Origin of the sequence: Paraburkholderia sp. BCC1886 (assembly GCF_900996245.1) — a bacterium.
Taxonomy (GTDB): Bacteria; Pseudomonadota; Gammaproteobacteria; order Burkholderiales; family Burkholderiaceae; genus Paraburkholderia.
The window spans coordinates 43,065-63,281 of the sequence record NZ_CAAJGK010000048.1; the positions used below are offsets into that span (position 1 = coordinate 43,065).

Annotated in this window: 18 protein-coding genes; 9 read left to right on the forward strand and 9 right to left on the reverse strand. The window is 63.6% G+C overall.

Annotated features, from left to right (window positions below):
• Positions 1–39: 39 nt before the first annotated feature.
• Positions 40–552, reverse strand: a complete 513-nt coding sequence (locus FQ746_RS16685) for a hypothetical protein (RefSeq protein ID WP_260854085.1) — start codon at positions 550–552, stop codon at positions 40–42.
• Between the two features lie 391 nt (positions 553–943).
• Positions 944–2,008, reverse strand: coding sequence for a sigma-54 interaction domain-containing protein (locus tag FQ746_RS16690; RefSeq protein ID WP_144110472.1), 1,065 nt, complete (start codon positions 2,006–2,008; stop codon positions 944–946).
• Positions 2,009–2,320: 312 nt separating this feature from the next.
• Here FQ746_RS16690 and FQ746_RS16695 point away from each other — a divergent pair, with 312 nt between their 5' ends.
• From FQ746_RS16695 to FQ746_RS16705, 3 genes are all read left to right on the forward strand, one after another.
• On the forward strand, positions 2,321–2,638 hold the full coding sequence (locus FQ746_RS16695; RefSeq protein ID WP_144110473.1) for a YqjD family protein: 318 nt from the start codon (positions 2,321–2,323) through the stop codon (positions 2,636–2,638).
• 59 nt (positions 2,639–2,697) lie between these two features.
• Positions 2,698–2,952, forward strand: a complete 255-nt coding sequence (locus FQ746_RS16700) for a hypothetical protein (protein ID WP_144110474.1) — start codon at positions 2,698–2,700, stop codon at positions 2,950–2,952.
• Between the two features lie 302 nt (positions 2,953–3,254).
• A complete protein-coding gene (locus tag FQ746_RS16705; RefSeq protein ID WP_144110475.1) occupies positions 3,255–4,649 on the forward strand; it encodes a sigma-54-dependent transcriptional regulator in 1,395 nt (464 codons plus the stop codon).
• A gap of 584 nt (positions 4,650–5,233) precedes the next feature.
• Here the strand turns inward: FQ746_RS16705 and FQ746_RS16710 are convergent.
• From FQ746_RS16710 to FQ746_RS16720, 3 genes are all read right to left on the reverse strand, one after another.
• Positions 5,234–6,187 (reverse strand): patatin-like phospholipase family protein, encoded by a 954-nt coding sequence (locus FQ746_RS16710; RefSeq protein ID WP_144110476.1) that lies wholly within the window; start codon positions 6,185–6,187, stop codon positions 5,234–5,236.
• 23 nt (positions 6,188–6,210) lie between these two features.
• Complete coding sequence (locus FQ746_RS16715; RefSeq protein ID WP_144110477.1) at positions 6,211–6,762, reverse strand: outer membrane protein assembly factor BamE; 552 nt, start codon at positions 6,760–6,762, stop codon at positions 6,211–6,213.
• A 528-nt stretch (positions 6,763–7,290) separates the two neighbouring features.
• Positions 7,291–8,910, reverse strand: a complete 1,620-nt coding sequence (locus FQ746_RS16720) for a rhodanese homology domain-containing protein (RefSeq protein WP_144110478.1) — start codon at positions 8,908–8,910, stop codon at positions 7,291–7,293.
• A 385-nt stretch (positions 8,911–9,295) separates the two neighbouring features.
• On the opposite strand from FQ746_RS16720, the gene FQ746_RS16725 reads away from it, so the two are divergent.
• The 5 genes from FQ746_RS16725 (at position 9,296) to FQ746_RS16745 (ending at position 15,316) form a co-directional block, all read left to right on the forward strand.
• A complete protein-coding gene (locus FQ746_RS16725; RefSeq protein ID WP_144110479.1) occupies positions 9,296–10,330 on the forward strand; it encodes an LLM class flavin-dependent oxidoreductase in 1,035 nt (344 codons plus the stop codon).
• A 454-nt stretch (positions 10,331–10,784) separates the two neighbouring features.
• Positions 10,785–12,047, forward strand: a complete 1,263-nt coding sequence (gene glgC / locus FQ746_RS16730; RefSeq protein WP_144110480.1) for a glucose-1-phosphate adenylyltransferase — start codon at positions 10,785–10,787, stop codon at positions 12,045–12,047.
• A 48-nt stretch (positions 12,048–12,095) separates the two neighbouring features.
• Positions 12,096–13,571 (forward strand): glycogen synthase GlgA, encoded by a 1,476-nt coding sequence (gene glgA, locus FQ746_RS16735; protein WP_144110481.1) that lies wholly within the window; start codon positions 12,096–12,098, stop codon positions 13,569–13,571.
• Between the two features lie 322 nt (positions 13,572–13,893).
• The gene (pdxY, locus tag FQ746_RS16740) at positions 13,894–14,760 is read left to right on the forward strand and encodes a pyridoxal kinase PdxY (RefSeq protein WP_144110482.1); all 867 of its coding nucleotides are present in this window, start codon (positions 13,894–13,896) and stop codon (positions 14,758–14,760) included.
• A gap of 94 nt (positions 14,761–14,854) precedes the next feature.
• The gene (locus tag FQ746_RS16745; protein ID WP_144110483.1) at positions 14,855–15,316 is read left to right on the forward strand and encodes a hypothetical protein; all 462 of its coding nucleotides are present in this window, start codon (positions 14,855–14,857) and stop codon (positions 15,314–15,316) included.
• 10 nt (positions 15,317–15,326) lie between these two features.
• Here FQ746_RS16745 and FQ746_RS16750 read toward each other — a convergent pair whose 3' ends face one another.
• On the reverse strand, positions 15,327–16,004 hold the full coding sequence (locus FQ746_RS16750; RefSeq protein ID WP_409932404.1) for a hypothetical protein: 678 nt from the start codon (positions 16,002–16,004) through the stop codon (positions 15,327–15,329).
• 235 nt (positions 16,005–16,239) lie between these two features.
• On the opposite strand from FQ746_RS16750, the gene FQ746_RS34825 reads away from it, so the two are divergent.
• Positions 16,240–16,377 carry a hypothetical protein gene (locus tag FQ746_RS34825; protein WP_186310761.1) on the forward strand — a complete coding sequence of 46 codons (138 nt, stop codon included), beginning with the start codon at positions 16,240–16,242 and terminating at the stop codon, positions 16,375–16,377.
• 208 nt (positions 16,378–16,585) lie between these two features.
• Here the strand turns inward: FQ746_RS34825 and hutG are convergent, their stop codons facing one another.
• The 3 genes from hutG to hutI all read right to left on the reverse strand — a co-directional run bounded on the left by hutG (position 16,586) and on the right by hutI (position 20,154).
• A complete protein-coding gene (gene hutG / locus FQ746_RS16755; protein WP_144110484.1) occupies positions 16,586–17,398 on the reverse strand; it encodes an N-formylglutamate deformylase in 813 nt (270 codons plus the stop codon).
• A gap of 80 nt (positions 17,399–17,478) precedes the next feature.
• Positions 17,479–18,894 carry a formimidoylglutamate deiminase gene (locus FQ746_RS16760; protein WP_144110485.1) on the reverse strand — a complete coding sequence of 472 codons (1,416 nt, stop codon included), beginning with the start codon at positions 18,892–18,894 and terminating at the stop codon, positions 17,479–17,481.
• Positions 18,895–18,909: 15 nt separating this feature from the next.
• A complete protein-coding gene (gene hutI / locus FQ746_RS16765) occupies positions 18,910–20,154 on the reverse strand; it encodes an imidazolonepropionase (protein WP_144110486.1) in 1,245 nt (414 codons plus the stop codon).
• Positions 20,155–20,217: the final 63 nt, after the last annotated feature.

Consider the following 20,217-nt stretch of genomic DNA (forward strand, 5'->3'; position numbering starts at 1 on the left):
ACCGCCCGGTGGTCGGCAAATCCGCCGAAGAACGCGCCGTCATTGCAGCGCACCCCAACGTTCGGTGGCGGGTTCGGCGGACGCCCATTTCCAGTTGTCGCCGTCGCGGCAGATGGACGCGACGTAAAACGCGCTGCTGGCCGGCACGTTTTTGGTGGCCGTGTGATCGACCGAAAACACGATTTCCTTGCAGTCGAGCGCGCCGGTACTGATAGCGCGACTGACCGTTACGCGGCCGTGCTCGTCGTCTTCGATCGGCATCGAGTGCGTGACGCTCCACGGCGCGATGGCGCCGACGTCGAGCGGCCCCGCGATTTTAGCGATGCCGTCCTGCGTATTCGTATGGACGACGCGCTCCGAGTACTGCACGCCGGCGCGCGCCGCGGCCACCGCGCCCAGGCCGATACCGGTTGCAACCGCTGCATTGCTGGTGACCTTCGCCGCGAGCGCGGCGCCCGCGATACCGGCGCCGGCGGTGGCGCCTTCCGAATAGAGCGAACTACAGCCGCTCAACGTGGCCGACAGTGCCAACGCCAACGCGACGATGGTCATCGCGCCGGGTCGCTGGCGGCGAGTTTGATAGGTCGACGCGCAGTGAACCGCGTCGTCGACGCTGCCGGCCCAATTCGTACTTTTTTGCATTTCCCTGTCCCTGATCCTGCAACTGCCTTTCATTGGACTTGAAGCCAAGTCACGCTGCTGCCGCATTTTGCAGGATGCCATTTGTAATTGGCAGAGCGAAAATGCAAGCAATTGCAAAACATGGTGCGGGCGAAAACGGTTTCTGCTGAACAATGCGCGGTCTTCGCGTGCGTCTGTCAGAGTGCGATGAAGCATTCCGACGGGACTGTCAGGCGGAAACGAAGGGGAGGGGATCGGGATGGCGCCGCGCTCGCGCGACGATGTCGCGCGAGCTTCATACAACCAGTTGCTGGTTGCTCGACTAGGACTGCTCGACTTCTTCTTCCGCGCCTTCCTCGCCACCGTAGGCGCTCAGGCGGTTGTACAAGGTTTTCAGACTGACGCCGAGCGCCTTGGCCGCGCGCCGCTTGTCGCCGCCGCAGTATTTCAGCGTGCCGAGGATGATCTGCTTCTGCGCGTCGGCGAGCGGCGTGCCGATCCACACGCTCATCGCATCGCCTTGCGTCACGGCTTTCTTCACGCGCGACGCCAGATGCGGATGCGGCAACTCCACCGTCTTCTCCGCCAGAATGAACGCGCGATATACCGCATTCTTCAACTCGCGCACGTTGCCGGGCCACGACCAGGTGCGCAGCGTTTCGATCGAGCGTTTGCTGAAGCTCTTGCTTGCACCTTCCTGCTGATTCAGCAGGGCGAGGAAATGTTGTGCGAGCAGTTCGCGATCGCTATCGCGTTCGCGCAACGGCGGTGCGCGCAGCGGGAACACCGCGAGCCGGTACATCAGGTCTTCGCGCAGACCGTTTTCCTTGACGGCCACTGCCGGGTCGCGGTTGGTGGCGGCGATCACGCGGACGTCGCCGCTGATCAGATCGTTGCCACCAACCCGATAGAACGTGCCGGTCTCGAGCGCGCGCAGCAGCTTGACCTGACGCACGGGCGCCATTTCGGTGATTTCGTCGAGGAACAGGGTGCCGCCGTTCGCGTGCTCGAAATACCCGAGCCGGCCCGCTACCGCGCCTGTAAAGCTGCCTTTTTCGTGGCCGAACAGTTCGGCTTCGATGAGTTCGTCGGGAATCGCGCCGCAGTTCACGGCCACGAAGGGCGCGTCCTTGCGGCCGCTTTTGTCGTGGATCGTGCGGGCGATCAGTTCCTTGCCGGTGCCGGATTCGCCGATGATCAACGCCGTGGCGTCGGTACAGGCGACTCGTTCGATCTGCTCGTACAAGTCCAGCATCACCGGGGACGAGCCGTACAGCAAGCCGTACGATTTCAGTCCCGCGATGCCGTCCGCGACGCGCTGCTTCGCCTGTGCCGAGCCATTGCCGCCGGCTGAGACGGAGGGCGAGTCGAGATCGATTGACGCCATAAACGGGGAGTCCTGTGCAAATGATTAGGTTGTTGCGGCGCGCAGGCCTGGGAACGAGAGATGCGGATCGCAATATCTCACAAAGGTCGATTTAACCACTTTGACGGCGCTTTCGCCAATCGATGTGGCGATCGGCGCGCGTCGCAATGATGGGTCGGTCGAAACTGCCTGAAGCCGGGCCGGGCGGCTGCCGTGGCGGAAGTTTTACCGGGCACGCCGTCTGCGACTTCGATCCGACACGCGCGTGCTTTCCACCTGGGAATCTTATCGATGAAAGCCCGCGCGAACGCCGAACTCAGACAGGAGTGAATGATGACTGAAACTACGCAACAGCTCGCACTCGGCGGCCAGAAGATTGTCGAGGACCTGCGAGTGCTGCTGAAGGACTCGGAAGAAATGCTGCGGCTCGCGGCAAATGTACCCGGCGAGGGCGTCGACGCATTGCGCGACAAGCTCGGCACCCATGTCGAGACGCTGCAGTCCGCACTCGGCGACGCGCAGCAGAATGCCCACCGCCGCTACCGGACGGCCACGGTCACGACCGAACGCTATGTACGGCGCAATCCATGGCAGTCGATTGGTGCCGCGGTAGGCGTGGGTTTTCTGCTCGGCATCCTCACGACCCGCTAACGTGCGAACCGCTCGATGCAATGCGACGTCTTTCAGCTTCAAACGATAAGGAGTTCACGATGGCACGACCCAAAATTGGTCTATTCGGCGCGTTGATGGCGCTCGGCGGCTTCCTCGCAGTGCGCTACGTGCAACGCAATCGCGCGCAGCAGATTCCGGTGGCGCGGGAACTGAGCCGTTGGGAGGACGAGGGCGGCGCGGTGGCCGCGCCGGCGACGCCGGCAGGCAGCGTGACGAACGCACCTGCAGCCGGACATAACGGCGCTGCCTATACCAACGGAAACGGTGGCGCGTGGCCATTTCCACGAAGCTGAGTTTTTTGTGACGAAACCGACGGGCCGGGCGCTCGCCTTGCGGGCGACCCGGCCCGTGTTGTTATTCTTGTCCCGATAAGTCCGTATAATGGGCAAATTCACAACAATGCCCCGGTCGACAAGTCAATTTTTCCGCGCATTGTTGCGGTATTGACTTAAGTCTGAGAGTTCGGTAGTTTTTGCCATATCGTATCCCTGATCTTCGCCGACTGTTTTGACGCGTGGCGGGGCGATACCCGGTGAAACCAGATTTTTCGCACGCTTTCTTCTTTTTTACCCACGCTCCAGGTTTTCGAGACGCGATGCCACATGTACTGATAGTCGATGACGATGCGAGTACCCGCGAGGCGCTTTCCGCGATCATCGGGGAAGACGGCCTGACTACCGCCACGGCGGGCGATTTGCGCGAGGCGCGCATTCAACTGGTTCGGCAAATGCCGGATGTCGTGTTTACGGATTTGAAGTTGCCTGACGGCAGCGGCGTCGATCTGTTCGAGGATCTCGATCCGCGATCCGGCGTCGAGGTGATTGTGATTACGGGTCATGCGACGGTGGAGTCGGCGGTGAATGCGTTGAAGATGGGCGCGACCGATTATCTGGTCAAGCCGATCAACATGCAGCGCGTGAAGGCGATTCTGTCGCGTTTGCCGCGCGCGGGCGACCTGAAAGCGGAAATTGGCACGTTGCGCGGCGAGTTGCGCCGTATGGGCCGGTTCGGATTGATGCTCGGCAATTCACCGGCGATGCAGGAGGTGTACGACCAGATTGGCCGCGTGGCGCCGACGGCGGCCTCGGTGATGCTGGTGGGCGAGTCGGGCACGGGCAAGGAGGTGGCTGCCCAGACGCTGCATGAATTGAGCTTGCGTCGCAAGCACGCTTTTCTGGCGGTGAATTGCGGGGCGATTTCGCCGAACCTGATCGAATCCGAGATGTTTGGGCACGAGCGCGGTTCGTTCACTGGCGCGGACCGGCAGCATAAGGGTTATTTCGAGCGCGCGAATGGCGGCACGTTGTTCCTCGACGAAATCACCGAGATGCCGATTGAGTTGCAGGTGAAGTTGTTGCGCGTGCTGGAAACCGGCATGTTCATGCGGGTGGGGACCACGAAGGAAATCGAAACGGACGTGCGACTGATTGCGGCCACGAACCGCGATCCTGAGCAGGCGGTGCTCGAGGGCAAGTTACGGCTGGATTTGTATCACCGGTTGAATGTGTTTCCGATCAGCTTGCCGCCGCTGCGTGACCGCGGCAAGGATGTCGAGTTGCTGGCGCAGGCGTTTCTGGATGAGCTCAACGAGCGGCATAGCAGCAAGAAGCATTTTCCTGCGGCGGTGAAGGAAATGTTGATGTCGTATCCGTGGCCCGGGAATGTGCGTGAGTTGAAGAATTACGTGCAGCGCGCGCACATTATGTCCGGGACGGATTCCGATAGTACGGCGACGGTGCCTTTGCAGATTACGTTGTCGAAGCCTGCGGCTGGGACGGCTATTACGATTCCGTTTGGGACTTCTTTGGCTGAAGCCGATCGGCAGTTGATATTGGCGACGCTGGAGCAGTGTGGAGGGGTTAAGACCCGCGCTGCGGAGATTCTTGGGATTAGTTTGAAGACGCTTTATAACCGGCTCGTCGAGTATGGGAATGATGGGCGGGATGAAGATGTGGATGAGAGTCGGGCTTTGGGTGGGGCGGATGCATAAGGGGGCGTCGTTGCACTGGCTTTTTCGTTGCACTAGCTTCTTTGGCCTCTCCTTGCTTTGTTAGTGGTCTATTAGCGTTCCCCCTGTGCGGGGGGGGCACCTACTTTTCTTTGCCGCCGCAAAGAAAAGTAGGCAAAAGAAAGCGGGCTCAAACCGCTAACCATTAAGCGGGCCCCGCGCGGGGTTTCTGGTAGTGGTGCATCTGGAATCCGTGCTCCCGCACATTCCGCCTCAGTGACAAGGCAGTCATTCTTCCGGCGGCGCTTCGCGCGCCCCCGCGTCGTTCTACCCCCCTCGGTTTTTCGCCTTCCGTGGTGTACCCATCCGCGACGCACGCAGTGCGGAGTGGGAGCTGATGAGTGCTTTGTCACTACCGCGTAATGCGCGAGGGCACGGATTCCAGATGCACCACTACCGGTGGTTCACCGCGGTTCCCACTTAAGAATTAGCGGTGTGAGCCGCTTTCTTTTGCCTACTTTTCTTTGCGGCGGCAAAGAAAAGTAGGTGCCCCCCCGCACAGGGGGAACGCTAATAGACCACTAACAAAACAAGGAGAGGCCAAAAAAAAACAGCCGCCGAAGGCATCACCCACCCCCTAACCGATCCCGAATAGCCGGCAACATAACCTCCACCGCCGCACGGCCTTCTTGTATGGCCGGCCCCGCCCGATGAAAATCAAAAATCCCCATCCCCCCGAGTCGGGGTTGAATAAGAATATCAGCCGGCTCCCCAGCCAACCGGCTCCTCGTAATCCGCACCTGCATGATATCGATACTCTGCGCGACCGCGCTCAACATGGATGGCACCCGCCCACTAGGCGCAGGCGGCACCCTGACATCGTCGGTCACCGGTGAATCGGGCGGCGCCAGCCACTTGGGCCACGGCTTGCCATTCCTGCGCAAAGCAACCGGCGCCGGTGCATCAGGATCGATGGCAGGCGTCTCCACCACCGCCCCACCAAAATCCCGCCCATTCAGAATGTCGTTGTTCAGATCGACAGCAATCACACAATCCGCCCGCATCCCACGCGCAACCGATACCGGCACCGGATTGCTCAACCCACCATCCACCAGCCACACCCCGTTGTGCCACACGGGCGTAAAAATCCCCGGAATCGCAATCGACGCGCGCACCGCGTCCACCACGCTGCCATCCTGCATCCAGCTCTCACGTCCCGAATCGAGTTCGGTCGCGACCGCCGCGAACGGCATGTTCAATTGCGCAATCGAACGTCCATCGAACTTCTCGGCGAACACCTGAATCACCTTGCGTCCACCCAGCAAGCCGCCCGATAACCGCAAGTCGAGCAGGCGCACCACCGTCTGCCAGGTCAGCCGCGATACCCACTCTTCCAGCCAGTCCAGATCGCCATTGGCATACACCGCTCCGACCAGCGCGCCAATCGATGTCCCGCACACCACGTCGGGCTTGATGCCCGCGTCGTGCAGCGCGCGAATCGCCCCGATATGCGCCCAGCCGCGTGCCGCCCCACCCCCCAATACCAGCCCGATCCGGCTGGATCGACGTCGACGTATCATCCGTTTCCCCGCCTTCCTGTTGTCTATCGCCCGCGCACCACGTCCGAACGCGAAGTCGTATACACCTTGTGATATTGATCGAAGTGAACATTGAAAATGCCCTCCTCCGTCACGCCCCGCTCACGCCACTTCCAGCTCCACACGGTCTCCGGCTTCAGCGGAAACACCGCCACCTGACCAGGCTTGCCAAGCAGACGGCGCACCTCGTCATCGCTCATGCCGATGCGGATCTTGCCGAAGTTTTCGGCGGTCAACACCTGCGTGATGGCCTGCAACTTTCCATCGCGATCGATATCGACCATGTAGGTATTCAAGCCCTCCGGTCCACGCGGATACTCGAAGCGCCGCGAACCGTCCGTGAACGTGCGCTCGGTTTCAGGCTTGCCCATCTGCTCGCGTATCTGCGATTCGGTCGTGACGCCCGGCGTCAGGTCCTTCAGCAACAACGCATCCGGTTTGACCGCATTGAAAAAGTCCTTGAGTTTTTGCACGGCGTGCTCGCTCTGTTGGTCGTCGCAAGCAGCCAGCGATACGCACGCAGCCAGCAGCGCGACGGTAAGCAGTTTGAAACTCACGGCGAATTCCTGTCCGGTTACGGCCGGCAGCGCGCCCGCATTTCAGTGTGAAATGGGTGCTACAGGATAACCGCGAGCAGACAAAACCGCGAGCGAGCGCGGCAAAGCGGCGCCAGGCCGCAAAGGCGAGCAATGTCAGGGACGAGTTGCAGGAAGGAGCGCAAACAAAAAAGCGACGCCGGAAAAAAGCGTCGCCAGTTGGCGGTACGGTCGGCCGCAATCGGAAAGCGCGGCCCCGGCGCGCGAGTCCATGCTCGCAACCCGTGGTCCGGCAAGAAACATACAGTGCGCACAAGACGCCGAACATCGAGCCAAGCATCGAGCCCGACATCGGCGCGGGCGACTCGCAGCGGTCTGTCGTTGCATTCGCAAACCGCTGCTGGCTTTGGCCGCCCTGGTCCCCTCTATGAGCTTTCAGGTGCGACTAATTTAATCGCAGCGGCCGGTTTGCACGAGAGCGCGTTTACACCGAATCGGCAGACGATTATGGACCGGCTGCACACGGCATCGATCGCGCCGGCGACACGTTCAGATCACCCGAAAACCATGCGTGCCGTCACGCCCCAACTGCGCTACCAGGCCGAACTCCCACTCCAGATACGCATTCAGTGCATCGAGCGAATGATCGGTGCCTTCATACGGCCGCCGATACCGGTCGATACGCGGCGACGCCATGCGCGTCTCGCCATGCTCGAGCGGCAAACCCGCTTCGACCCACTCGCGCGTGCCGCCGCGGAGCACCTGCACCGGCTTGCCCGTCAACGCCGCCAATTCCGGCGCGGCAAAGCGCGCCAGCCAACTCGAATTGCAAGTCGCCACGTAACGATGCGCGTCCGGCAACCGGCGCAACGCATCTTCCAGTTGCCCGCGCAGCGCGAACCACGCGCCGGGAATGTGGCCGCTCACGTAGCGCGCGCTACGCGTGAAATCCAGCACGACGGTTCCCGGCGCCTGCAACAGCGTCACCAGATCCGCCGCCGACAGCTCGTCGACAACCGGTGGCGTCGGCACGTTGCGCGCCGCCGGAGCCGGACCTTTCTCGGCGAAATCCGCAGCGCCCAATCCGTCCACGACGTACACCTCGACGTTCATCTGGGCGAGCCACGACGCCGTCATGTTGGCGCGCACGCCGTCGTTGTCCGCGAGAATCACGCGGGCGCCGCGCACCGGCGCGAACACTTCGATCTCCTGCACCAGCTGGCCACCCGGCGCGCTGCGAAAACCCGGCACGTGGCCCGCTTCGTACTCTTCGAGCGAGCGCACGTCGAAGCGGTAAACCGTGCGGACGGCTTCGCCGGCCCAGCGACGTGCTTCATCGCGTGAAGTGCGACCGACACGGGCACGCCCGGCCACCGCACGAGCCGCGTCGGCGGCGGCGAGGCGCGCGGTGTTCGCCGCATCGCCGGCGTCTTTTCCCGCTGGTTCGAAACGCCGCGTGCTGCCGTGCGCAAGCGGCTGACCCGCCAGCGTCCAGCCGATGGTGCCGTTGCGCAAGGCCGCAACCGGATTCGGCACGCCCGCATTGATCAGCGATTGCGCGCCGATAATGCCGCGCGTGCGTCCCGAGCCGTTCACGACGATCCGCGTGGCGGGGTTCGGTGCAAGCTGCGCGATACGCAACACCAGCTCCGCACCCGGCACGTTGATGCTGCCGGGAATATTCATGGTCCGGTATTCGTCGAACGGACGCGCGTCGAGCACCACGACATCGGCGTCTTCGTCGAGCAGCGCCTGTAACTGCGACGCGGGCAGCGAAGGCGTACGGCGCCGGCTTTCCACCAGTTCGCCGAACGCCTTGCCCGGTACGTTGAGTTCATGAAACAGTTCGCCGCCGGCTTCGCGCCAGCCTTGCAAGCCACCCTGCAACACGGCGACTCCGGTATAGCCCATGTCTTCGAATCGAGCGGCAGCGCGCGCCGCGAGTCCTTCGCCGTCGTCGAATACGACGATCGGCACGTTCAGGCGCGGCAGGACGACGGGTGCATCCAGTTCCAGACGCGACAGCGGCAGATTGGCCGCGAACAGCGGATGACTGCGGGCATGCGGCTCTTCCTCACGCACGTCGACAAGCGCGACTTCCTCGCGATCGAGCAGCGCATGGCGCACGTCTTCGAATGATCGGGTACGCAACTCTTTGACGAAACTCATGAAATCGGACACTCCTTCGTAGCATTCCAGCAGTTCGCAAGACCATGCTCGAGTCGCTGGGAATATCGATTGGGCAGCGTAGCTTTTGCACCGTACACGCGAAATCCGATCGGCGTGCGATGGCAAAAAAAGCCTTGCTCGCGTGATGGATATGGAGACGGCTGCCGTAACGTCGCTGGAACGTCGCCGCGATGTCCGCGCGGCTACCCAAGCATGCGCAAATTTCAAGCCACGCTGCGCAGGACACACCTTAGACGGCCTGCAAACGCGCACCGGTCAATCCCCCTCCCGCGACGTGGACATCCCGGCGCCGTCAGCAGGAAACGGAAAGCTTTGCCACAATGCGCCATCGCGTGAAAGCGCCACAAATAGCAAGCTCACAGACATGATCCCCTTCTCGGTACTCGACCTTTCGCCGGTCACGGCCGGCGCCACGCCCGCCCAGGCCTTCAAGAACACGCTCGATCTCGCGCAGCACGCCGAGAAGTGGAACTACCAGCGCTACTGGCTCGCCGAGCATCACAACATGACCGGCATTGCGAGCGCGGCGACGTCGGTGGTGATCGGCTACGTGGCCGGCGGCACGACGAAAATTCGCGTCGGTTCGGGCGGCATCATGTTGCCGAACCACGCCCCGCTCGTCATCGCGGAACAGTTCGGCACGCTCGCCTCGCTGTATCCCGACCGCATCGACCTGGGTCTCGGCCGTGCGCCCGGCACCGATCAGAGCACCGCACGCGCATTGCGCCGCGATCTGCAAAATAGCGCCGACTCGTTCCCGGACGACGTCGTCGAGCTGCAGCGTTATTTCGCCGATGCCGTCCCCGGCCAGCGCATTCGCGCAGTGCCGGGCACCGGTTTGCACGTGCCGCTGTGGTTGCTCGGCTCGTCGCTGTTCAGCGCGCAACTCGCGGCGGCGCTCGGTCTGCCGTTCGCATTCGCGTCGCACTTCGCACCGGATTACATGATGACCGCGCTGAAGGTCTATCGCGAACAGTTCCGGCCGTCGGCCACGCTCGACAAGCCGCACGCAATGGTCGGCGTGAATCTGTTCGCGGCCGACACCAACGAGGAGGCGCGGCGGATGTTCACCTCGTTACAGCAGCAGTTCATCAACCTGCGCCGCGGCACGCCGGGCAAACTGCAGCCGCCGGTCGACCGGATCGAAGCGTCGCCGGGTGAACTGAACAACGTCGCGCATTCGCTCTCGTGCACGGCGATCGGCGATCGCGAGGCGGTGAAGGAAGCCCTGCTGTCGATCATCGCGCAGACCGGCGCGGACGAACTGATGCTCACCGGCCAGATCTACGACCACGCCGCGCGCCTGCGATCGTTCGAGATCGGCGCGCAGATTCGCGACGAGTTGAGCCGCGAGCAGGCGGGCGAGCACGACGACCAGTCGGCCACGCAGAGCGTTTAGCGCCACGGCGCCAGTTCTGGCGCCATCGGCATGAAAGCGGCCGTGCTACAGCGGCTCTACGAGAAAATAAATCAAATGAATGCCGGCTGGCCGTGAGCGCCGGCACGGCAAGCCAATCGCCCGCGCGAGTGCCGGTCTCTGGAGCGACGCCTCCTTCCATCGCCTTTCTTCCCGACCTGTCATGCCCCGACCAAAAAGGCTCGGGGCGCTTTGGCACGTGTATTGCTCCCCAACTCCTCACCCGGCTATGTGCAGTGGCGCACGGAGACTGGCGGTGCAAGGGTTGATCGTGCGCAAGGTGCGTGCGACCGCGGCGTCCGCACAATCGACAATATTCAGGCGCGCTGGATCGGTGCTAGAAGTAACGGATGCCCACTTGCGAAGCATCACGACCCGCATCACCGGAAGCAGCAACGAACCAGCCCCAGGGGCAGACAACATCGAGGAGACGGACATGCACACGCCGGAACGGCTGAACGATCTGCAACGCTCGACACTCGCCATCGTCCTCGCGGGCGGAAGAGGCACGCGGCTCGGGCCGCTCACCAACAAGCGGGTGAAGCCGGCGGTGCACTTCGGCGGTAAATACCGGATCATCGACTTCGCGCTGTCCAACTGCCTGAACTCGGGCATCCGGCGTATCGCGGTGGTCACGCAGTACAAGGCGCATTCGCTGTTGCGCCACATGCAGCGCGGTTGGGGATTTCTGCGCGGCGAATTCGGCGAGTTCATCGATCTGTGGCCCGCGCAGCAGCGCGTGGAAGGCGCTCACTGGTATCGCGGCACCGCCGACGCGGTGTTCCAGAATCTCGACATCATCCGTTCGATTCGCCCGAAATACGTGGTGGTCCTGGCGGGCGATCACATCTACAAGATGGACTACACGCGCATGATCGCGGATCACGCGGCCAGCGGCGCGGACTGCACGGTCGGCTGCATCGAGGTGCCGCGCATGGACGCGGTGGCCTTCGGCGTGATGGCGGTGGACGAAAACCGCCGCGTGACCGGCTTCGTCGAAAAGCCCGCCGATCCGCCCGCGATGCCGGGTCGTCCGGACATGGCGCTGGCCAGCATGGGTATCTACGTGTTCAGCGTGGATTACCTGTATTCGCTGCTCGAGGAGAACATTTCCAGCGCCGATACCGACCACGACTTCGGCAAGGACATCCTGCCGCGCGTCGTCACGCAAGGCACGGCGATCGCGCATCCGTTCAGTATGTCGTGCGTGTCGTCGGACCCGAACGTGGAACCGTACTGGCGCGACGTCGGCACGATCGACGCGTACTGGGCGGCCAACCTGGACCTCGCGTCGACCATCCCGACGCTCGACCTGTACGATCGCAACTGGCCAATCTGGACTTACCAGGAGCAACTGCCCCCCGCCAAGTTCGTGCGCGACCTGAAAGGCCTGCAGGGTTCGGGCAATAACCTGATCGTATGCGGCGGCTGCGTGATTTCGGGCTCGCAGATTTCGCGCTCGGTGCTGTCGTCGAACGTGAAGGTCAGCTCGTTCTGTCACATCAGTGAGGCAGTCTTGTTGCCGCAGGTGACCGTCGGCGCGAGTTGTCGCTTGCAGAAGGTGGTGATCGACCGCGGCTGCGCGATTCCCGAGGGCATGGTGATCGGCGAAGATCCGCTCGCCGACGCCGAACGCTTTTATCGCACCGACGACGGCGTGGTGCTAGTGACGCCAGACGCGCTGCGGCAACTCGGCTGAGCCGGCATACGCCACTCTCTTCAACAAGAACGAACCGAAACCGAGCCTATGACGATCCGCGCTCTGCACGTCGCAAGCGAGTTGTATCCCCTCCTCAAAACGGGCGGTCTCGCCGATGTGGCGGGCGCGTTACCACCCGCGCTGATCGAACGCGGCGCCGATGTGCGTGTGCTGTTGCCCGGTTTTCCGTCGGTGCTGGCCGGCTTGAGCGATCTGCGGCCGGTCGCGCCGCTGGGTCATCCGCCATTGGGCGGTTTGCCTGGCGGGACGGCCATGACGCTCGAACGCGGCACGCTGGCCGCGAACGGCCTGGTCGTCTACGTGATCCGGGCCGATGCGCTGTACAACCGCCCGGGCAATCCGTATCTGAACGACGAACACGTGCCGTACGGCGACAATGCCCAGCGCTTCGCGCTGCTCGGCTGGGTCGCCGCGCAACTCGCGCAGCAACTCGATCCGGCGTGGCTGCCGCATGTCGTGCACGCGCACGACTGGCATGCGGGACTCGCGCCGGCCTATCTGAAAGCCGCCGAGCGGCAACTCGGGCGGGCGCTCGCGAAGACCGTCTTCACCGTCCACAACCTCGCTTATCAAGGTGTGTTTCCGGCTCATCAATTCGGCCAGTTAGGCCTGCCGGACGACTTTTTCGGTGTGAACGGCATCGAGTTCTACGGGCAACTGTCGTTTCTCAAAGCGGGCCTTTACTACAGCGACCGCATCACCACCGTCAGCCCGACCTACGCCCGCGAAATCCAGACGCTCGCGCAGGGCGGCGGCCTCGACGGTTTGCTCAGACACCGCACGCACGATCTGAGCGGCATTCTCAACGGCGTCGATTACACCGTGTGGAATCCCGCCAGCGATGCGCTGCTCGACACCCACTACACGGCCACGCGTCTGGCGGGCAAGATCGCCTGCAAGGAAGCGCTGCAGAAGCGCTTCGGCCTCGCGCAGAAAAGCGATGCGCTGCTGTTCGGCGTGGTGAGCCGGCTCACCGAGCAGAAAGGCCTCGATCTGCTGCTCGAAGCGGTCCCGGAGATCGTCAGGCACGGCGGACAGCTGGCCGTGTTCGGCACCGGCGACCCGGCGCTCGAGAACGGCCTGAAGCGCGTCGCGCAGACGCATCCGGAGTCGGTCGCGGTGGAACTGGGTTTCGACGAGACGCTCGCGCACGCCATCGTGGCGGGCAGCGATGTGATCGCCGTGCCGTCGCGTTTCGAGCCGTGCGGGCTGACCCAGCTGTATGCGCTCGCGTATGGCTCGCTGCCGCTGGTGCACTGCGTGGGCGGTCTCGCCGACACGGTCGCGGACGCCTCGCTTGAAAATCTCGCCGACGATCTCGCCACCGGCTTCGTCTTCGAGCGCTTCGAGCCCAAAGGCATTGCCGCTGCGATTCGCCGCGCGTTCGCGCTCTACGGACGCCGCACCGAGTGGAAAGCGACCCAGCGCCGCGCGATGCGGCAGGACTTCGGCTGGGGTGCGTCGGCGGAGCGCTATCTGGCGCTGTACCGCGAGCTGGGCTGAGGGCCGAAGCCGAAGCCGAAGCCCGAACCCGAAGCCCGAACCCCGAACCCCGAAGCCGAAGCCCGAACCCCGAAGCCGAAGCCCGCGTCCCGGGCCGACTTTTCGCGCGGGTGATGGTTCGATGCAACAAGTTGGGGACGCATCGACTCGCGCGCGGCAAACTCCTGTATCGTTTCCCCACACCGCAAAGCGTGCAGTGGTCCGGCACGCGGCGAACCGTCAGCCGCACCGGCGGCCGGCCCCGAACAGTCGGGCCGGTTCCGGCCGCGGCGCATCCATCCCGTTTTCACTGATCGCGCACGAGCGTTGCGCGGGCCCCACCATGACGAAAAGCGTTCTGAGCATCCAGTCACATGTCGTTTTTGGACACGCCGGCAATAGCGCCGCCGTGTTTCCGATGCGCCGGCTCGGCGTGAATGTCTGGCCGCTCAACACCGTGCAGTTCTCGAATCACACGCAATACGGACACTGGAGCGGCAGCGCGATCGACGCCGCGCAAATGGAAGACCTGGTGGACGGCATCGGCGCGATCGGCATGCTGCCACGTTGCGACGCGGTGCTTTCCGGCTACCTGGGCACGCCGGAACAGGCGCAATCGGTGATCGAAATCGTCAAAGCCGTCAAATCCGCCAACCCGCGCGCCTGGTATTTCTGCGATCCGGTCATGGGCGCGAGCAGCGGCTGCAAGGTCGAGCCGGGCATTCAGGAGTTTCTGGTCCGCACCATGCCGGGCGTCGCCGATGCCATGGCGCCCAATCACACCGAGTTGCAGCGCCTCGTGGGCCGCGAAATCGAAACGCTGGAAGAAGCCGTCAAGGCTTGCCGCGAAGTCATCGCACGCGGACCGAAACTGATGCTGGTCAAACACCTGCTCGACCGGAACAGCCCGGCCGACCGCTTCAACATGCTGGTCGTGACCGAGCGCGAAGCGTGGATGGGACAGCGCCCGCTCTACCCGTTCGCGCGGCAGCCGGTGGGTGTCGGCGATCTGACGAGCGCGGTGTTCGTCGCGCGCACGCTGCTCGGCGACTCCATCCGCGCGGCTTTCGAGCACACGCTCGCCGCCGTCAACGCGGTGGTCAAGACCACCTGGCAAGCCGGGCGCTACGAACTGGAACTGGTCGCGGCGCAAAGCGACATCGCCCAGCCGCGTGAATGGTTCGATGCATGGGCAGCGGAGTCCGTGTAAAAGCCATACGGCGCCGGCCACTTATAATGCTCGCCGCGTGACCGAAGCATCCGGCCAGTCACGCGTCATCCGGCATTCAGCAGACGAGGCATCGATGGACGGTTACATCCGCAGCGAGCGGGAAGAGTTTTTTGAGCAGTTGTGCATGAGCGTCGACGCCGACGAGGCGCACGAGCAGGAAGCGATCGAGTTCTTCGAAAACCAGTTCGACCAGAACGATTTCGATCCGACCCAGTGGCTCGACATCGCGCTGTACTATTCGCCGGCCGTGGCACGCGGCATCGTCGATATGGTCACGCCCGACGACAAGGCACGCAGCAACATCGCCGAAGTCATCGCGGACAATCTCGACATCTCGTATGGCGAGGACGAGTGCCAGCAGTTCGCGGAAACCATCGAGTTCGCGCTGAACAACGGCGTGCCGGTGGATATCGACCTGGTACTCGACGGCTGCCAGCGCGCGCTCGACGATCTCGACACGTGGGCCGACGAAGACACCAAGGCGCCGCTGTTGCGCCTGCGTGAAGAGTTGCTGCGTCAGCAAGGCGAGCGCTAGAACACCCGCATCATTCGCCCTCGCCGAGCTGCCCGAGTAGCGACTGCAAGCGCTCCACGTGCCGCAGCAACAGGTCGCGATGCTTTTCGATCTGCTCCAGTCGTCCGGCCAGGTCGGCCTGAATCGGATCGTCGAGATCGGCACAGGCGATCACTTCCTCCACCCTCGTACGCATCGACGCCAGTTCCACTGGACCGTGACTCAGATGCCGCTCGAAACGGCGCACGTCCTGGATAGCCAGCTCGCGAACCTGGCGCACATGCAACTGCCGTCGATGCGCCTCGACATCCAGACTCTCTTCTTCGACCCGCCGGGCCGGCGCCGCTTGCCCGAAAATCGGTTCGGGCGGCCGCAACACCGTCTTCTTGCGCACGGGATGCGCAGTGCCGCGAAACCGGGCGAGCGGCTGTTCGTTGTCGATCGCCTCACGCGCCGCCGCGGGAATTTCATCGCTGCCGTGCGGCGCGTTCATCCAGCCGGCCGGCAAACCCGTCACGGCTTCGATGCCGCGCACGAACTCCTCGCTAAACGCACGCTGGCCGGACAGCATCAGTTTCAGATAGCTCTCGGAGAAGGTCATCATGCGAGCCAGACGGCTTGCCGCGCCGAGCTCCCCGGTCAACAGCACGAGGTTCGCTCGCCAGACCGGCAGCAGCTCGTCGCATGGCTGGATCGCTGGGTTGTCCATCTTTCACCCCGCTGTAGAGAGACGACGCGCTCAGGCTGCGTCATCGGTTTGTAAAGATGACCGGCACAAGGAGCCGTTGCCGGACGGCCAAAGTCGACCAGTCGGGTTCCGACAGGTCCCGCCCGTGGCCGAAATTAGCTGCCTCCAGCCTGTCATCACGTTGTGCGATGCTCTTATCTGCTGCGGCACGATCCGTGCTTAACAGCTAGCTCCACACACTCAAGAGGATTCGACAATGAAGAAGATCATCCTGGCCATCGCTGCTGCCACCGTCACCCTGAGCGCGATCGCTCCCGCGCAGGCGTACGAGCATCATCATCGCGAGTGCCACAAGGTGCGCGTTCATCATCATTGGGAAACCCGCTGCCATTAATGAGCGGACTTCCCTCGGGGAAGCAGCATCGAAAAAAGCCCCGCTTCGCGCGGGGCTTTTTCTTGGCCGGTCGCAGGCTATACGTTCCACGCGAAGCCGGTCGCATGCAATCGTGGTGACATGCTGTTACACCTTGGCTGGACTGGCCTGGGTAATCTTCTGGGCGTTCCGGTTAGCGGGCAAGCCCAGGTGGCAAGTCGGTTTCCATTCAAGCCGCCTCGACCCGGGCGAGCGCCGTGCGTACCAGCGATTCAAGCAGCGGTTCGACTTTGCCCGCGAGCGCTTCGTCGTACGCGTAAGGCATCTGCTCTTCCATGTACGTGATCTGCGACAGCTCGAGTTGCACCGCGTGCACACCTTCCAGCGGTTGCCCATACTGCCGCGTGATATAGCCGCCCTTGAAGCGTCCGTTCGCCACCGCGGTATAGCCGCCATGCTGCTCGACCATCGCGGCCAGTTCTTCGGCCACGCCCGCCACCGCGCTCGCGCCGTTCGACGTGCCGAAATTGAAATCGGTCAGACGTCCGTCGAAAAAGCGCGGTACGTGCGAGCGGATCGAATGCGCCTCCCACAGCAAGACCTTGCCGTGCTCGGCCTTCAGTGCCGCGATCTCGCCGGTCAACGCATCGTGATACGGCTTCCAGTACGCGTCGCGACGCCGCGCGACTTCCGCATCGGTCGGCAGTTGGCCGTCCCGATACAAAGGCTCCTTGTCGAAGGTGTCCACCGGGAGCAAACCCGTGGTGTCCTGGCCGGGGTACAGGTTGGCGCCGTCCGGCGGCCGGTTCACGTCGATCACGTAACGCGCGTAGGTCGGCGTGAGAATCGACGCGCCCATGCGTTTGGCGAACGCATAGAGACGGTCGAGGTGCCAGTCGCAATCGTCGGTGCGTTGCGCGACCGGCGTCATGGTCGCGGCGATGTCGGCGGGAATCTGGGTGCCCAGATGTGGGATCGAGATCAGTAACGGCAGGCTTCCCCGATGCAGCGAGAAAACCGGCGGCAGGTTCGAAGCAGTCATGTCAGTCCGGAGTCGAGTGTGGCGAAAAAAGGTTCAGGTGGTCGAGGTCGCCGGAATGGCCGGCTCGCTCGTCTGCGTCACTACTTGAGCAACTCGGCAAGCGCCACGCGATAGCGCGCGTAAGCGCCCTCTTCGTCACGATGCCTGCGGTTGTCGACCACCTTGTCGCCACCGGTATAGACATCGCGAATCGGCGTCTCGCCGTGCTCGCAGAATACAACGCCGGAAAGCCACGCGTTCGGCGCGTGCTCGGCGATGCTCGAATGATCGGCGTCCAGCACCAGCCAGTCGGCCCGCCGGCCCGCCTGCAAAGCGCCGACCGCACGGCCGGTGGCGAGCGCGCCGCCTTCGAGCGAGGCATCGAACAGACGATCGGCGACGTGGGTCGTGCGCGTGGACTGCGCGCCCTCGGCGCACGCCAGCACATTGCGCTGACGCCGCGTGAGCCGCTGACCGTATTCGAGCAGGCGCAATTCCGAGCGCCAGTCGACGCCGATGTGGCTGTCCGAACCCACGCCGATCCGCCCGCGCGCATCGAGATATTCCTGCGCCGGAAAAAGGCCGTCGCCCAGATTCGCTTCGGTGGTCAGACACAAACCGGCGACCGCGCCGCTCTTCGCGAGCGCCAGGGTTTCGCTCGCATCGACATGAGTGGCATGCACGAGGCACCAGCGGCTATCCACATCGAAACGATCGAGCAGCCACTGCACGGGACGCGCGCCTTCGGTCTCGACACAGGCGTCGACTTCGGCGGTTTGCTCGGCGATGTGAATATGGATCGGCGCGCTCGCGTCGAGACCCGCGAGCAGCGTGCGCAACGAGTCCGCCGACACCGCGCGCAACGAATGCGGCGCCAAGCCATAGCGAAGCGCACCGCTTTCGGGGCGTGCCGAGCGCAACGTGCCCAGCAGGTCGAGCAGGCTCTCGGGCGTATTGATGAAGCGCCGCTGATCTTCGCGCGGCGGCTTCGCCCCGAAGCCGCTGTACTGATACAACACGGGCAGCATCGTCATGCCGATACCGCTTTGTGCCGCGGCATCCACGACACGCTGCGCGAGTTCCGCCTGATAGCCGTACCGCTCGCCCTGCGGCGTGTGATGCACGTAATGGAATTCGCACACCGACGTGTAGCCCGCTTTCAGCATTTCGATGTACAGCCACTGCGCAACCGACGCGAGTCCTTCCGGCGTGATGCGTGCAGCGAAGCGATACATCAGTTCGCGCCAGCTCCAGAAGTTGTCGGTGGCGCCGCTGCCGGATGCTGCGCGGTATTCGGTGAGCCCGGCCATCGCACGTTGAAAAGCATGCGAATGCAGGTTCGGCATGCCCGGCAGAACAGGCCCCGCCGCTTTCGGCACGCCCGCGGGAACGGTCGTCGTATCCGGCGTAACCGCGGTCAGATTGCCGTCGGCATCCCACTCCAGCAGCACATGACGACGCCAGCCCTCGGGCAGATAAGCGTGGTCGGCGAACAGCGAGTGCTTCGATTGCGTCATCTTGGTGGTCTCAGCTCAATCTGTACCGCGTGTAAGCGGTGCTTGTGGTCGGAGCGTGGTCACGGTCTCGCCCGCGCGCACGACCCGCGCGCACAGCGGTCGTCCAATCCAGTAAGCCAGCTCGGCCAGCGAGTCGACCGACCACACCGCGAAGTCGGCCGCGCGGCCAGCCGCCAGCATGCCGTGCGTGTCCGCCTTGCCGAGCGCTTGCGCCGCGTGCGACGTCACGCCTAGCAGCACTTCCGGCACGGTCATGCGGAACAGCGTGGTGGCCATGTTGATCATCAACAGCAGCGAGGTGGTGGGCGACGTGCCCGGGTTGCAGTCGGTGGAAATCGCGATCGGCACTTCGTAACGCCGCAGCAGTTCCAGCGGCGGCAGCTGCGTTTCGCGGATAAAGTAATACGCCCCCGGCAGCAACACGGCGACCGTACCGGCCGCCTTCATCGCGGCCACGCCCGCTTCGTCGAGAAATTCCAGGTGATCGGCGGACAGTGCGTGGTGACGCGCAGCCAGCGCGGTACCGCCGCCATTGGACAACTGCTCCGCGTGCATCTTCACCGGCAGGCCGTAGCGTTTGGCCGCATGGAATACGCGCTCGCTTTGCCGCAACGAAAAGCCGATGCGCTCGCAGAACACGTCCACCGCATCCACCAGACCTTCTTCGGCGAGCGCGGGCAGCATGGTCTCGCAAACCTCGTCGATATACGCGTCGGCGCGGCCCGCGAACTCGGGCGGCAACGCATGCGCGCCGAGAAAGGTCGTGTACACGGTCACCGGATAGCGTTCGCCCAATCGACGCGCAACGCGCAGCATCTTGCGTTCGTTGACGAGGTCGAGTCCGTAACCGGATTTGATCTCGACGGTCGTCACGCCTTCGGCGAGCAAAGGTTCGAGGCGGGCCGCGGATTGCTCGAACAGCGTCGCTTCATCCGCGGCGCGCGTCGCGCGGACGGTCGAGAGAATCCCGCCGCCCTGCCGCGCGATTTCCTCGTAGCTGACGCCGGCCAGACGTTGCGCGAACTCGTCGGCGCGCTGCCCGCCGTACACCAGATGCGTATGGCAATCGACGAGACCCGGCGTCACCCACCCGCCCTGCAGGTCTTCATGCGGCCACGCGGCGTAACGCGCGGGCAGGTCGGACGCCGCGCCGAGCCAGGCAATGCTGCCGTCTTCGACGGCGATCGCGGCATCGGGCAGCGTGTGGCGAGGGTCGCCCCCGGCGCACAGTTTCAGGTGATGCCAGACGGTTTGCTTCATGGCGTACTCATTGCGGCTGGAGGCAGGTCGGTGAAATCGAAGGGTCGCGGCGCGTATCGTGAC

Coding starts and splice junctions, on each gene's coding strand:
- FQ746_RS16685 (WP_260854085.1), bottom strand. CDS start 552: ATGACCATCGTCGCGTTGGCGTTGGCACTGTCGGCCACGTTGAGCGGC.
- FQ746_RS16690 (WP_144110472.1), bottom strand. CDS start 2,008: ATGGCGTCAATCGATCTCGACTCGCCCTCCGTCTCAGCCGGCGGCAAT.
- FQ746_RS16695 (WP_144110473.1), top strand. CDS start 2,321: ATGACTGAAACTACGCAACAGCTCGCACTCGGCGGCCAGAAGATTGTC.
- FQ746_RS16700 (WP_144110474.1), top strand. CDS start 2,698: ATGGCACGACCCAAAATTGGTCTATTCGGCGCGTTGATGGCGCTCGGC.
- FQ746_RS16705 (WP_144110475.1), top strand. CDS start 3,255: ATGCCACATGTACTGATAGTCGATGACGATGCGAGTACCCGCGAGGCG.
- FQ746_RS16710 (WP_144110476.1), bottom strand. CDS start 6,187: ATGATACGTCGACGTCGATCCAGCCGGATCGGGCTGGTATTGGGGGGT.
- FQ746_RS16720 (WP_144110478.1), bottom strand. CDS start 8,910: ATGAGTTTCGTCAAAGAGTTGCGTACCCGATCATTCGAAGACGTGCGC.
- FQ746_RS16725 (WP_144110479.1), top strand. CDS start 9,296: ATGATCCCCTTCTCGGTACTCGACCTTTCGCCGGTCACGGCCGGCGCC.
- glgC (WP_144110480.1), top strand. CDS start 10,785: ATGCACACGCCGGAACGGCTGAACGATCTGCAACGCTCGACACTCGCC.
- glgA (WP_144110481.1), top strand. CDS start 12,096: ATGACGATCCGCGCTCTGCACGTCGCAAGCGAGTTGTATCCCCTCCTC.
- pdxY (WP_144110482.1), top strand. CDS start 13,894: ATGACGAAAAGCGTTCTGAGCATCCAGTCACATGTCGTTTTTGGACAC.
- FQ746_RS16745 (WP_144110483.1), top strand. CDS start 14,855: ATGGACGGTTACATCCGCAGCGAGCGGGAAGAGTTTTTTGAGCAGTTG.
- FQ746_RS16750 (WP_409932404.1), bottom strand. CDS start 16,004: ATGGACAACCCAGCGATCCAGCCATGCGACGAGCTGCTGCCGGTCTGG.
- FQ746_RS34825 (WP_186310761.1), top strand. CDS start 16,240: ATGAAGAAGATCATCCTGGCCATCGCTGCTGCCACCGTCACCCTGAGC.
- hutG (WP_144110484.1), bottom strand. CDS start 17,398: ATGACTGCTTCGAACCTGCCGCCGGTTTTCTCGCTGCATCGGGGAAGC.
- FQ746_RS16760 (WP_144110485.1), bottom strand. CDS start 18,894: ATGACGCAATCGAAGCACTCGCTGTTCGCCGACCACGCTTATCTGCCC.
- hutI (WP_144110486.1), bottom strand. CDS start 20,154: ATGAAGCAAACCGTCTGGCATCACCTGAAACTGTGCGCCGGGGGCGAC.